We start from the raw sequence: 14,302 nt of genomic DNA on the forward strand, positions 1-14,302 counted from the left end.
GTTTGATGCAGTTATTTATTGAAGCAGTAAAGCAAGTTGAGCTGTCAGAAGATGTGAGCAGACTATTTCATGGGCGAGGAGGGCGTTTTAAAGGTTCAGAACATCTTTGTCTAGATTGGTTCTCACCTGTGTTGTTGTTAACCAGCTTTAAAGTGTTAGAAAGTGATGACTTGAGTCGCTTATGTGATGCGATAGAGCAGCGCTGGCTTGAGCTAAAAGGTGATGAACCACTGAATTTGGTATTCCAGTATCGCCGAGGTGGAGAAACTCATACCGAGATCATTGAGGGGGAAGTCCCTGAGAAGCATATTGTCAGTGAAAATGGTGCTCATTTTCAAGTGCATCTTATGCGCGGTCAAAACCACGGCTTGTTTTTGGATATGGCAAATGGACGTCAATGGATCCGTGAACATAGCGCCCATAAAAAGGTGTTGAACCTGTTTGCTTATACCTGTGGTTTTTCAGTCGCAGCGCTGCAGGGTAAGGCTGATGAAGTCGTTAACATCGATATGAGTAAAGGTGCCCTGTCTATAGGTAAACAGAACCATCTGCTAAATGATTTAAAAGCGGGGGCGCGTTTTCTTGGTCATGACATCTTTAAATCTTGGGGAAAGCTGACCAAACTCGGTCCATATGATTTGATCATTGCGGATCCGCCAAGTAATCAAAAGGGCAGCTTTGTCGCGACTAAAGACTATGCTCGCTTATTAAAGAGGTTGCCAGAGCTTCTAGCCGATGACGGTGACATGTTACTTTGTTTAAATGCACCAGAACTCAGTATTGAGTTTTTAATGGAGCAGGTTAACGAGTACAGTCCAAGCTTAGTTTTCTGTGAACAGCTTGATAACCCCGCGGTGTTTGAAGATATCGATCCTAACAAAGCGCTTAAAGTGCTACGTTACCAAAAGAGTTAGTCTGTAGACTGAGATCTTAAAAGCCAAACATCATGTTTGGTTTTTTTATGCCCTAACATTTAGAGGCTCTATTTGATGATGAGAGGAGGGCACTATTTGGTAGATTTTTTCGACGTATAAAGTTGGCTGTTAAGTTCATTTTTGAATTAAAAGGTGAAAGACTTTCATGTTGATCGACAGGAACACGTGCTTTATCGGGTTATTTTGTATTTAAGCGCTGCCTTTGAGTGCTATTTCTGAAAGTTTTCTGTAAGTCTCTTGGCGATGCTGTTATACTCGCGGTTAGAAACAAAGCATAATTGGCATGTTTTTAAAAAAAGGCAAAATGACACACTTTTGATGTCATGCCTTTGTACCCTACACCTTAATCAAAGATCCGGAGTTATTATGGAAGTTCAGGAATATGAAGGCGCATACTATCAACTACAAGATGAGATGTTAGAGTCTCTACCAGTTGAAATGGATGAAGAAGCGTTTTTAGATTAAGGACAATATCCTAAAGCCAGAAAATAGCTGAGCTTTAAAGATAAAATAGCAACCACTAGGTTGCTATTTTTTGTTGAGCTTGGAAGCTGGGTTTAGCCATTCACTTGGCGCTTTTCTGGCATGATTTCTACAATAATCCAGTTTCCCTGACGCTTGTGTAAACGAAGCGTACGATCATCAATCCAACTTCTTCCGCCACGTAAGCCTTTAATTTTGACGATGACAGTAACGTCATCGGTGAATTTTCTAAAGAAATCGATATCGACTTCATCTACTTCAAGCTCAACGTCTGTCATCGACAGGTTCAACATATTACGCTGCACTGAAGCTGCAATATAATAATGACTCAAGATCTCTTTAAGTGAGTCATCAACATAAAATTTGGCATTTTCCACATTTCTATCGATGTAAACCGCGCTTAAGAAGCCTATAGAGGTTAATTCTGGCGTTCTAAGGGATTGCTTGGCTGAAAGACTTGTGTCATTGCTGTGCTGCTCTGAGGGGCTACATGCTACAAGCCCTAAAATTGCTGCAAAAAGTAACGGTTTAATCATGTTATAAGTGATGAAGGATTTGCTGCAGTATTACGATTCTTTTGTATCAAGGCAAGTCATTCATAAAAGATCGCTTGAAAAGCTTGACCTAGATAAAGATCTGAGGCATATCTGTATAGATAGCTTAAACATGTTATCCACAGAATCTGTGGACAAGTATGTTGAAGACTATTTTTAACTTGTTTAAGTTGTTGATATATAGCAAGTAAAAGTGCTGGTTATTTTTTGACTCATTCCTGGTTTCCCTCTTTTTTCGCTCTGCAATCTTTGTTAATAGCTAACTTAATATTTGTATTAGCGATCTCTCGATTTATTTTTATCCCTATCAAGAAGCCTTATCTATCTAGTGGATTTATTTCAGATTAACTTGACGTTATTCAATGGTAATCACTCATGATTACTCCGAACTTTCTATACAGCGTTTTCACTAAACGGATTTTCTACATACCGACTTGGTACATACAAACTCTCTATTTACTGACGTTCCTTATACTGAGAGGGTTGTCTTTAGGGATGTTGCATGAGGTCGACTGACAATAAAGTAAGTTTATTATTGAGAAGGATTTTTTTGCCATATGCGGCAGAAGCGCTCAAAGACAGGCACTGCACTCCTGAAATCGCCAATTTTTACAACTGCTTAATAGACTTTGTGGCGGAAGAGGGTAATCGCTTAGAACCTAGAAATAGAGGAGGCTAGCGTTAAATCGGCATATCGATAGATACAAAAAAGCCTGCTGATGCAGGCTTTTTAATGGCTTGATTAGATAGGCTAATTAAGCTTGTTCGTTTTGTGCCGCTTGAATTGCTGTTAGTGCAATCGTGTAAACGATATCGTCAACTAATGCGCCGCGAGATAGATCGTTCACTGGCTTACGCATACCTTGAAGCATTGGGCCAATAGAGATCAAATCAGCACTACGTTGTACCGCTTTGTAAGTTGTATTCCCCGTGTTTAGATCTGGGAATACAAATACTGTCGCTTGGCCTGCTACAGGGCTGTTAGGCGCTTTAGAGCGAGCAACGTTTGGCATAACAGCTGCATCGTACTGAAGAGGACCGTCGATGATAAGATCTGGGCGCTTCTCTTTTGCAATACGGGTCGCTTCACGTACTTTATCGACATCAGAGCCAGTACCTGAACTACCTGTTGAGTAACTGATCATCGCTACACGTGGCTCGATACCAAATGCCATTGCAGATTCTGCAGATTGAATTGCGATATCAGCTAATTGCTCAGCACTTGGATCTGGGTTAATTGCACAGTCACCGTAGATGTAAACTTGATCAGGCATTAGCATGAAGAAGATAGAAGACACTAGGCTTGAACCTGGTGCAGTCTTAATTAACTGTAGTGGTGGACGAATTGTGTTAGCTGTAGTGTTAACCGCACCCGATACGATACCGTCTACTTCGCCTTGAGCAAGCATCATAGTACCTAGTACCATGTTGTCTTCTAATTGCTCTTTAGCAACAACTTCAGTTAGACCTTTACCACGACGTAGCTCTAGCATAGCTTCAACGTAGCGACCACGAGATGCTTCAGGATCAACGATTTCTACGCCATCACCTAATACAACGCCTTGCTGAGTAGCAATACGTTCAATTTCTTCGCGGTTACCTAAAAGAACACAACGAGCGATACCACGTTCAGCACAGATAGCTGCAGCTTCGATGGTTCTTGGCTCATCACCTTCTGGTAGCACAACAGTCTTACGCGCAGCTCGAGCAAGTTCAGTTAGCTTGTAACGGAATGCTGGTGGCGATAAACGGTGCTCACGTGGAGAGTTTTTAGTGATGCTCTCAACCCAGTTTTGGTCGATATGGCTAGCAACGTACTCTTGAACTTGTTCAATACGTACCGCGTCATCTACAGGCACTTCATGATCAAAACGCTGAATGTTTAGCGCAGTTTGCCATGTGTTAGTATCGATTAAGAATACTGGTAAGCCAGTTTCAAAAGCTTGCTCACAAAGTTCCATGATCTGTGGTTCAGGCTCATAACCGCCTGTTAGCAACAAGGCGCCGACTTTTACGCCGTTCATTGATGCAAGACAAGCTGAAACGATAACGTCTGAGCGGTCGCCTGAAGTCACTAATAGTGAATCAGTTTTAATATGAGAAACCATATTAGGGATGCTGCGTGCACAGAAAGTCACTTTGCGCATACGGCGAGTGTTCATCTCACCAGCGTTGATGATTTTAGCGCTCAAGTGCTTAGCAAGATCTGATGCACGTGGTGCAACAAGATCTAAGTTGTAAGGCACGCTACCTAAAATACGTAGTGGGCTCTTACCTGGCAGTTGGAACATGCTCGCTGCATCTGGGCGTTGCAGTTCGTCGTGATCAAATACTTCTGATAGATCTGGACGTGCACGGCCTTCGTCATCAACCGGTGCGCCAATCTTGTTGACGATAGCACCGATTAAACGTTTGTTTTCGCTACCACCCCAAGAGTTGTGTGAAATCTCTAGGCGGTTCATTAATGCTGTTGCACTTTCGTTACCTGGAGTGGCAACAAAAATGATATCAGCATCAAGTGCTTTAGCGATTGCATGGTTAACATCGCTAGAGAAAGGGTGATTACGAGTTTGGACTAAACCTTCAACGATCAACGTTTCAGTATCATCAGCGCATTCTGTTGCACGAGCAATGATCTGCTCCATCAACACGTCAGTTTGGTCTGCACGAATTAGTTTTTCTGCATGCTCCATCTCGAATGGCTCGAGTGGATTAACGGTTGGAGACTTGCTCAAAATAGTCGTTGAGCGCTCTGGACCATTGTCGTTTGGACGTTGCTGGGCGATTGGTTTGAAAAAGCGTACTTTAACGCCATGGCGTTCAAGTGCACGAACCATACCTAGGCTGATGGAAGTTAAACCAACGCCTGTACCCACTGGAATGAGCATAATGTTACGAGACATATTGACCTCTTGAAACTCGGTGATGCCATACAAGGTATGGCTAAAATCTATACAGCGCTAACAGCAGCTAATACGAGGTATTAGCTGCATTTTGTTGCTTAAATTACTTGATTAGTTCGATTGCGTCTTGCGCAATAACCCACTCTTCATTAGTTGGGATAACCATAGCAACTGTACCTTCGTCGGTAGTGATCTTGCCACCATTACCAAAACGTGCAGCAGCGTTACGCTCTTTATCAACGTTGAAGTTGAAAATCGCTAGAGAGTTAAGTACTTTCTCACGGATTAGGTCAGAGTTTTCACCGATACCGCCAGTGAATACTACAGCGTCTAGACGCTCTAGTGGCACAGTGTAAGAAGCGATGTACTTAGCTAGACGGTAGCAGAAGATTTCTAGTGCTAGCGTTGCGCCTTTATGACCACTTTCGAAACCTTCTTCGATGCCGCGGCAATCGTTAGTTAACTCAGAAATACCGAGTAGACCACTTTGCTTGTTCAGTACAGATTCAACTTCATCTAGCGTGTAACCAAGACGGTTAACTAGGTGGAAGATAACTGAAGGATCAACGTCACCACAACGTGTACCCATTACCAAACCTTCTAGTGGAGTTAGACCCATAGAAGTATCAACACTCTTACCGCCTTTAATAGCAGTAACAGACGCGCCGTTACCTAAGTGAGCACAAATGATGTTTGTGTCAGCTTCATCTTTACCTAGTGCAGCAGCAGCTTCGCGGCTGATGAATAGGTGGCTTGTACCGTGCATGCCATAACGACGAATAGCGTTTTCGCGGTATAGCTTGTATGGAAGTGCGTAGATGTATGCTTTTTCAGGCATAGTTTGGTGGAACGCAGTATCGAACACAGCTACTTGTGGTAGTTGTGGGAAAGATGCTTGCGCTGCACGAATACCGATTAGGTGAGCAGGGTTGTGAAGTGGTGCTAAAGTTGCACAATCTTCAATACCGTGAATCACAGAATCGTCAATAATGACTGAGTGAGTGAACTTCTCACCACCGTGAACAACGCGGTGACCAATTGCTTGGATCTCTGCAGCGATTTCTGGGTGAGCACCTAGAATGTCTTTAACAATGTATTCAACAGCTTCTCTGTGAGCAGTGAAAGCACCTAGGCTCGCTTCACTTTTCTGGCCGTTAACTTTCCATTTGATTCTTGAATCTTCAAGACCAAAACACTCAGCTAGACCTGAAATTTGGTCATCGCCAGAAAGCGCATCAATTACTGCAAACTTTAGAGATGAACTACCGCAGTTAAGCACCAATACCAGTTTGTTTGACATGTTTAAACCTTTCGCAATAAAGGGTGAAGCCGTTTGACTCACCTAATAACAAAACTTCATATGGCAACTATAGCCGAAGTCGTAAAGTATGCTCTTTAAAAGAGCAAAATTGTGTCTTACTCTGCGCTAGCCCTTGGGGCAGGCCGAGTGTTTATGCTAAAGTTAGGCTGTTAATTTTATTTATAGGTGCCATCGTTGAGCATTCAAGTTCTCAAAACATTGGGCGAAGGTCGTCGTTATATGAAAACCTGGCCTATGGTTCGACAACTCAGTTTTTACTTTCCTGAGTATCGCGTTATGCAAGCGACTAAACTTGCATTGCCTTTAATGCCTGTGTTGGCTATTTTGGCGGCAGCGAGTCAGCTGTATCTTCATGGTTGGGGCTATCTGCCCCAGGCCATAACCATCGCATTATTCTTTATCAGCTTGCCTATTCAAGGCTTACTCTGGTTAGGCTGGCGTTCTCGCCACCCTTTACCCTTATCTCTGCTTGACTGGGGTAACCAACTATCGACTAAATTATTGCAAATGGGCGTTAATTGTCGACCACTTGGCGCTAAAGCCTGTTACTTCGATATGGCGTTAATACTAAAAGCGGCTTTTGAACGCTTAGATGCCAGTTATTGGGAAGAACTTTAGTTTAGCGCTGAGGATTAAACGCGGTTAATAAACTGCGTTTATTCCCATATCGGTAAAGACTTTCTTAATCTGTTCCATGGTTTCGGTGCTTGGCGGAGAAATAGTATTAAGTTCATATTTCTCTCCCATGGCTTCCCATTTATGTTTGCCTAGCTCGTGGTAAGGGAGTAACTCGACCTTTTCCACGTTAGTCATAGGCTTAATAAATTCAGCTAACGCTTGAGCTGATGGGATATCGTCGGTATAGCCACCAACAACCACATAGCGAATCCATGTTGTTTGCCCACGCTTATGCAAATATTCTGCAAACTGCAGCGTGCGCTGGTTGCTGACATTGGTCAGAGCGATATGCTGTGCATCATCAATCTGCTTAATATCTAGCATCACTAAATCTGTATTATCGAGAAGTTCATCGATAATGGGGGTGTGTTTACGAACGAAGCCATTAGTATCAAGACAGGTATGAATACCTTCTTTTTTACAGGCTTTGAAAAGTTCAGCAACAAAATCAGCTTGTAAAATCGCTTCTCCGCCGCTTGCGGTCACACCACCGCCACTGGCTTCAAGAAAAGGTCGATAACTAATGATTTGACTCATTAAGTCATCGACTTTCATTTCTTTACCACCGTGTAAGTCCCAAGTGTCGCGGTTATGGCAGTATAGGCAGCGCATTAAGCAGCCTTGCATAAAGGTGATAAACCGAATGCCTGGGCCATCTACTGTTCCAAAAGATTCGATAGAATGAATCCGACCGATAACTGCCATTGATACTCCTGTTAGGCTGACGTGTGCTTTGCACAACATCAGCCGAATCGACACTTAAATTAACTTACAGACCTTTAGTAAAGGTACGGGTAATAACGTCTTGCTGTTGCTCTGGTGTTAGTGAGTTAAAGCGTACTGCATAACCAGAAACACGAATTGTCAGCTGTGGGTACTTGTCTGGGTTAACCACGGCATCTTCAAGCATTTCGCGGTTCATTACGTTAACGTTTAAGTGTTGACCACCTTCACGGCTATCGTTATGTGCGAAGTAACCATCCATAAGCGCTGCAAGGTTAGTCTTACGTGCATCATCATCTTTACCTAACGCGTTAGGAACGATAGAGAATGTGTAAGAAATACCGTCTTGTGCGTGAGCAAATGGTAGTTTAGCAACTGATGTTAAAGAAGCAATTGCGCCTTTCTCATCACGACCGTGCATTGGGTTAGCACCTGGAGCGAATGGTGCGCCAGAACGACGACCGTCAGGTGTGTTACCTGTCTTCTTACCATAAACCACGTTAGAGGTAATAGTTAAGATAGACTGTGTTGGGATCGCGTTACGGTACATCTTCATGTTACGGATCTTCGCCATGAAGCGCTCAACCAATTCAGTTGCGATATCATCAACACGTGGGTCGTTGTTACCGAACTTTGGATAGTCGCCTTCGATGTCGAAATCAACAGCAATGCCATTTTCATCACGGATTGGCTTAACTGTTGCGTACTTAATCGCAGCAAGTGAGTCAGCAGTGATAGAAAGACCTGCGATACCACACGCCATAGTACGACGTACGTCACGGTCATGAAGCGCCATTAGAGCAGCTTCATAAGAGTACTTGTCGTGCATGAAGTGGATAGCGTTAAGTGCAGACACATACTGTGTAGCAAGCCAGTCCATCATAGTGTCTAAACGACCCATAACGTCATCATAGTTCAGTACTTCGTCTGTGATTGGAGCAGACTTAGGACCGATTTGAGCGTTAAGTTTTTCGTCAACACCACCGTTAATAGCGTAAAGCATCGTCTTGGCAAGGTTGGCACGCGCGCCGAAGAACTGCATGTGCTTACCAACAACCATTGGGCTAACACAACAAGCGATAGCGTAATCGTCAGATTCGAAATCTGGACGCATTAGGTCATCGTTTTCGTACTGGATAGAGCTAGTATCGATAGATACTTTAGCCGCGTACTTCTTGAAGTTTAGTGGTAACTGCTCAGACCATAGAACCGTGATGTTTGGCTCTGGGCTAGGACCCATGTTGTATAGAGTGTGCAAGAAACGGAAGCTTGACTTAGTAACAAGTGTACGACCGTCAAGACCCATACCCGCGATAGACTCTGTTGCCCAGATTGGGTCGCCAGAGAATAACTCATCGTATTCTGGAGTACGTAGGAAACGAACCATACGTAGCTTCATTACGAAATGGTCAACCATTTCTTGAGCTTCTTGCTCAGTCAATGTGCCATTCTTAAGATCGCGTTCGATGAACACATCTAGGAAGCTAGAAGTACGACCTAAAGACATAGCCGCGCCGTTCTGGCTCTTAACTGCAGCTAGGTAGCCGAAGTAAGTCCACTGGATAGCTTCTTTAGCGTTAGTCGCAGGTAGAGAGATGTCGAAGCCGTAGCTTGCTGCCATCTTCTTCATTTGACCTAGTGCTTTGTGCTGTTCTGCAATTTCTTCACGAAGTTGCATAGTGTAAGACAAGTCTACGCCAGTTTCGAAATCAGACTGTAGAGATCCGAATTGAGCAAACTTGTCTGCCATTAGGAAATCAATACCGTATAGTGCGATACGACGGTAATCACCAATGATACGGCCACGGCCATATGCATCTGGTAAACCAGTCAATACGCCAGACTTACGACAACGCATGATTTCTGGAGTGTAGATGTCAAACACACCTTGGTTGTGTGTCTTACGTAGTTCTGAGTATACGTACTTAACGTCAGCATCTAGTTCGCGGCCGTATGCAGCACAAGAACTTTCAACCATACGAATACCACCGTTAGGCAACATAGCACGCTTTAGTGGCGCTTCAGTTTGCAGACCAACGATAGTTTCTAGATCTTTAGTAATGTAACCGGCTTCGTGAGAAGTGATTGTTGATACACGTGAAGTATCAAAATCAACAGGTGCGTGAGTGCGGTTCTCTTCCTTAATGCCAACCATAACTTTGTCCCAAAGTTCGGTTGTTGCTTCAGTAGCACCAGCTAGGAAAGACTCATCGCCTTCATAAGGAGTGTAGTTAGCTTGAATAAAGTCACGCACATTGACTTCAGTTTTCCAATCGCCAGCGGTGAAACCTTCCCACGCGGTTGCAAACTGTTCAGTTTTATCGGTCATCGTACTATTACCTTCTGTTTTAGATAAAGGTTATTGGGTATCGATAAGGCTCAAAAACGAGGCGTGCGATACACCAATAGCTAAGTCTTAAACGCCCCAAAAGGCTGGAAGCCTAATTTAACTTGGCGCGTTTTCGAAGTGAATTCACTTCATTGTAATCTGTATTGGTTAACCATCTTTCGTTCCCCAGTATATATTCTGACTGAAGATGTGGAATTGGTAAGACCAATTAACCATGAATATATTAGCATAACCTAGGATGCGCTGCACTTAAATCAGCTTCCAATTGCTTGAGAAATGCAAAAACTGTTACCAAGGTAGCACTTTTTGCGCGAACGAGGTTTTAACGCCCGATCTTATTTGCTTGAGTTTAAAACTGGTCTGATTTTCGCAAGTGATTTTTCGTCTAGTGTAAAGTCACCTAACACTAGCCATTAAAAAATCGAACGGCGATAAATCTCATTAGATTAAAGGCCATATAGATGCCTTATTATGTGACGGCGGTATGAATTATAGATGAAATAAACGCCAAGTTAAGGCAGTTAACAATGTGATAGTCATTATCTGAAGCGGCAAAGCGTTGAGTGTATTTCTAAGCTTTATAGTGGTGCGCGCACGAAAGATTGCATGGATTGCATATAATAAACATTTGTTTCTAAGGCTTAACCACAAGGTTTTTGAAGGCGTTAATGGTTTCGCTTTGCTGTGTCAAAGCGAGGTCGTCTGGTGTTTTTGACCTCTATGGTAAGGGCTGAGTAGATTAATATCTTGCTATTGTTGCTACATTATCAGTCTTTTGTATCGGCTAAAAAATAGCTCTGCTAGCACGAGTGGTTTATTGGGTTAGTGTAAATCAATCTAAATCTAACTCTGGCTGTTGCATTCTATTTTGGCTATGGAACCAAAATATAGGAGCTAAGCTATTACAAAAAATGGAGATCAAGCGTTGTGCCTACGGCCTCGTTATTTTACGTTACCCTATGCGGATAAGTGAGCAAGATAAAGTCATTAGATTGTTGTGTAACTGGAACGGTTTGGCTGCGTGGTAGATAGAGGTTAGTACTGTTCACTGAGCGCTGAACACTGCTTTTTAGTTTGTTAACTTTGAGATCCAGTACAATAAAATAGACAGAGTTAGATCTAGATTAAACTATGATTATATTTCCCTATATTAGTAAGGCGTTTTTAATGCCTTTAGTTTGCAGCTATGTTATCTTACCAAACTTAAAATGCAATTGGTCAGACCAATTTACCTTTCGGGTTTATCTATTAACTGATTGTCATTGATTTTACACAAGTTATTTCTAGGCTTATTTTATAGTACGTGATTGATGATTACGGGTGTTGTGGAGAAAGTTTATGCGATTTGTATGCAGTTTTGACAAAGTTAGTGGCTTTAGGTGGGCACAATGACAGTTAATAATCAGCAAAGTCAAAGTGTTCAGGTAGAAGGTTCACTTCAAACGTCTAATGCTAACCCTGCGGCTAAGGTGAGTCTTACTCAACAAGCTGCCCTCTACGGTGCAGATAAAGTAACCAAATCTAAATGGCAATCTTTTGGCCTAGCGATATTTGCAGGTGCATTTATTGCTTTAGCGTTTGTTTTTTACATTACTGTTACTACAGGTAGCGACGGTTCTTGGGGGCTAACGCGTTTCGTTGGCGGACTCGCTTTCAGTTTAGGTTTAATCCTTGTTGTGGTTTGCGGGGGAGAACTGTTTACCAGTACCGTGCTAAGTAGCGTGGCGTGGGCTCAAAAACGTGTGGGTCATATCGCATTGCTGAAGTGTTGGGCTAGAGTTTATGCTGGTAACTTTGTTGGCGCTATGCTCATGGTGTTACTGATCACTCTGGCTGGTATGTATCAGCTTGATGGTGGTCGTTGGGGCTTGAGTGCACTGAACATTGCACAGCACAAATTACACCACACCTGGACCCAAGCTTTTGTATTGGGCATTTTGTGTAATATTATGGTGTGTCTTGGGGTGTGGATGACATTCGCCACTAAAGATGTACTGACAAAAGTTGTACTCATTATGTTACCCGTTGCTATGTTCGTAAGCAGTGGTTTCGAGCATAGCATTGCCAATATGTTTATGGTTCCGTTAGGGATTGCAATTCAACAGTTGGCCGATCCTGCTTGGTTTGAAGCGTTGAATATCAGCCGTGAGCAATTTGCTGATTTGACCGTAATGAATTTTGTTCTAAATAACCTTATCCCTGTCACCTTAGGTAACATTGTTGGTGGTGGTGTGTTTATAGGTTTAGGCTATTGGATGATAGAGAATGGCGCTAATCGTTATTCTGCTCAAGACAATCCACAGCAGATTGCGCCAAAGACGAACGCTGACAATTAAGCGAGTAGGCTAATAGCCGCATTCGAAAACAAGCAGTTCATTTTTATGAGCTGCTTTTTTTTACCCATCAAATAGTTTATGGCATGCTTAATACTGAAGTCGCAGCGATTAATTGTGACATTACGCAATAATTTAATGGTTAGTTTGTTTTCCCATCATGTTTCTAACGCTGTTTGTCAGCGGCTGCTGGTATCACTCATTAATATTGATTAAAATCCCGCGCCTAACTCTTCCATTGCGTGACTGCCTGCAATTATATGCGCTTGCTTACAAAAACCTCACTCGTGCTGACCTTTAGTTACTTTTTTCTCTGGTGCTTTGGCCCTTTATGGCTGAGAGAACTGGGAAGTTGGTTCGGTTTACCCCTATGGTTTTGGTTTTCCTGTATTGCAGCACCAATTTTATTGATAGTAAGTCTTAGCTTTTTCCTGACCAATATGGCTGACAAACAAGATGACTAGTTTGCTTCCCGTGCTTATTTATCTCGCTTTGAGCCTGGTTGTCACCCGTGTATGGAGCGCACGTCAATCTAAACAATCTCAGGCACTGCATGAAGATAAAGCCAAGCGCTTCTTCATAGGCGGTCCGTTTTTGGGGGGGCCGTTACTGGCACTCACCTTAGTTGCAACTTATACCAGCGCAGGCTCTTTTATTGGGGGGCCAGGGGCGGCGTATAAGTTTGGTTTGGGCTGGGTTTGGTTAGCACTTATTCAAGTACCTGTGGTTATTCTTACTCTGGGGGTTTTAGGGCCTAAATTTCTTGCGCAAAAAAAGCAATACAGCACCATTATTGAATGGCTAGATATTCGCTATAAAAGCACAGGATTAAGCATTATTGCCATGTTGAGCTTAGTCGTCGGCTTTATTGCCATGATTTCGGTGCAATTTATAGGTGGTGCGCGGTTACTTTCTGGTGTGACAGGCATTAGCTACGAGTTAGGCCTAGCGGTATTTGTCATCACGGTAATGGCTTACACAATTACTGGTGGCTTTAGAGCTGTGGTGCTTACCGATGCACTGCAGGGTATGGTGATGTTAGTGGGACTGATGATATTACTACTGGTGATCCTTACGCAGCCAGAGCTCAGTGCGCAGCTTAGCGAGGAAACGGCAAAAGCACCTCAGTTACTTAGCCCTCACGGCATGGGTGACTATCTTGGTTGGCCAATGATGCTCTCATTTTGGGTATTGATCTGTTTTGGTACAATGGGCTTGCCACACACGATTGTCAGGTTACTCGCAGTTAAAGATAACCAATCATTAAAGCGCGGTATGATTTGGGGAACGTTAATCTGTTTCTTGATGACATTACTGCCGCATCTTTGTGGATTTTTAGGGCGTGCATTATTTCCAAACCTTTCAGTTCCCGATGAAATTATGCCCACCTTAATTGCAGAGTTAATGAGCCCATTTTGGGCGGGTATTTTATTAGCGGCGCCGATTGCTGCGGTCATGTCATCGGTTGATTCAATGTTGCTCCAATCAGCGGTAAGCATTGTGCGTGACGGCGTGGTGAAAACCCGACCGAAGATGAGTTCAACAGCTCAAGTTCGTTTGACTCAAGTAGTGATGGTACTGATCACTGCCTTAGCCTGCTTTTGGGCAATAAAACCGCCGGATATGATTGTTTGGATTAATCTTGCGGCTTTTGGTGCACTGCAAGCGGTATTTTTATGGCCGATTATAGCCGGGTTATTTTGGCCTAGTGTGAATGGGCAAAGCGCTTTAGTGGCGATGTGCAGTGGTATGGCAAGTTATCTCGCGCTGCAGTGGCAAGCACCACTGACATTCAATATTCATCCTATTGTCCCCGCGCTGCTATTCTCGCTATTGATGTTAGTGATTAGTCATGTCATACAGTTATCACGAGCAAAACGTTCACTGCAGAATGATTATTAAGCTGTATTGCAAGCCTGTTGTAAGCATATTGTAAGACTAGGGTAAGCAGTAAGCTGTCTAAGGTTAACCCATTGCTGGAAAAGGGTTGGCCATTGGTTTATATTTGCCGCCATATAATAA

Annotated in this window: 9 protein-coding genes; 4 read left to right on the plus strand and 5 right to left on the minus strand. The window is 43.1% G+C overall.

The features are described 5' to 3' along the window. The first annotated feature begins 5 nt into the window (after positions 1 to 5). Positions 6 to 914: a class I SAM-dependent methyltransferase gene (locus tag ACVBJC_RS15155; protein WP_447161720.1), complete on the plus strand. Its 909-nt coding sequence runs from the start codon at positions 6 to 8 to the stop codon at positions 912 to 914. 578 nt (positions 915 to 1,492) lie between these two features. Here ACVBJC_RS15155 and ACVBJC_RS15160 read toward each other — a convergent pair. The 3 genes from ACVBJC_RS15160 to ackA form a co-directional block, all read right to left on the minus strand. Further along, entirely contained in the window at positions 1,493 to 1,951 is a 459-nt protein-coding gene (locus ACVBJC_RS15160; protein ID WP_447161733.1) for a hypothetical protein, read from the minus strand. Positions 1,952 to 2,727: 776 nt separating this feature from the next. Next, positions 2,728 to 4,875 (minus strand): phosphate acetyltransferase, encoded by a 2,148-nt coding sequence (pta, locus tag ACVBJC_RS15165; protein ID WP_447161719.1) that lies wholly within the window; start codon positions 4,873 to 4,875, stop codon positions 2,728 to 2,730. 103 nt (positions 4,876 to 4,978) lie between these two features. Beyond that, entirely contained in the window at positions 4,979 to 6,175 is a 1,197-nt protein-coding gene (gene ackA / locus ACVBJC_RS15170) for an acetate kinase (RefSeq protein WP_447161718.1), read from the minus strand. 195 nt (positions 6,176 to 6,370) lie between these two features. Between ackA and yfbV the strand changes: the two genes are divergently transcribed. Further along, positions 6,371 to 6,814: a terminus macrodomain insulation protein YfbV gene (gene yfbV, locus ACVBJC_RS15175; protein WP_447161717.1), complete on the plus strand. Its 444-nt coding sequence runs from the start codon at positions 6,371 to 6,373 to the stop codon at positions 6,812 to 6,814. Between the two features lie 24 nt (positions 6,815 to 6,838). Here yfbV and pflA read toward each other — a convergent pair whose 3' ends face one another. Both pflA and pflB read right to left on the minus strand, forming a co-directional pair. Further along, positions 6,839 to 7,579: a pyruvate formate lyase 1-activating protein gene (pflA, locus tag ACVBJC_RS15180; RefSeq protein ID WP_447161716.1), complete on the minus strand. Its 741-nt coding sequence runs from the start codon at positions 7,577 to 7,579 to the stop codon at positions 6,839 to 6,841. Between the two features lie 64 nt (positions 7,580 to 7,643). Then, positions 7,644 to 9,926, minus strand: a complete 2,283-nt coding sequence (gene pflB, locus ACVBJC_RS15185; RefSeq protein WP_447161715.1) for a formate C-acetyltransferase — start codon at positions 9,924 to 9,926, stop codon at positions 7,644 to 7,646. A 1,409-nt stretch (positions 9,927 to 11,335) separates the two neighbouring features. Here pflB and focA point away from each other — a divergent pair. Beyond that, the gene (gene focA, locus ACVBJC_RS15190) at positions 11,336 to 12,283 is read left to right on the plus strand and encodes a formate transporter FocA (protein WP_447161714.1); all 948 of its coding nucleotides are present in this window, start codon (positions 11,336 to 11,338) and stop codon (positions 12,281 to 12,283) included. Between the two features lie 453 nt (positions 12,284 to 12,736). After that, complete coding sequence (gene panF, locus ACVBJC_RS15195) at positions 12,737 to 14,182, plus strand: sodium/pantothenate symporter (protein WP_447161713.1); 1,446 nt, start codon at positions 12,737 to 12,739, stop codon at positions 14,180 to 14,182. Positions 14,183 to 14,302: the final 120 nt, after the last annotated feature.

The organism is Shewanella sp. 0m-6 (assembly GCF_052977325.1).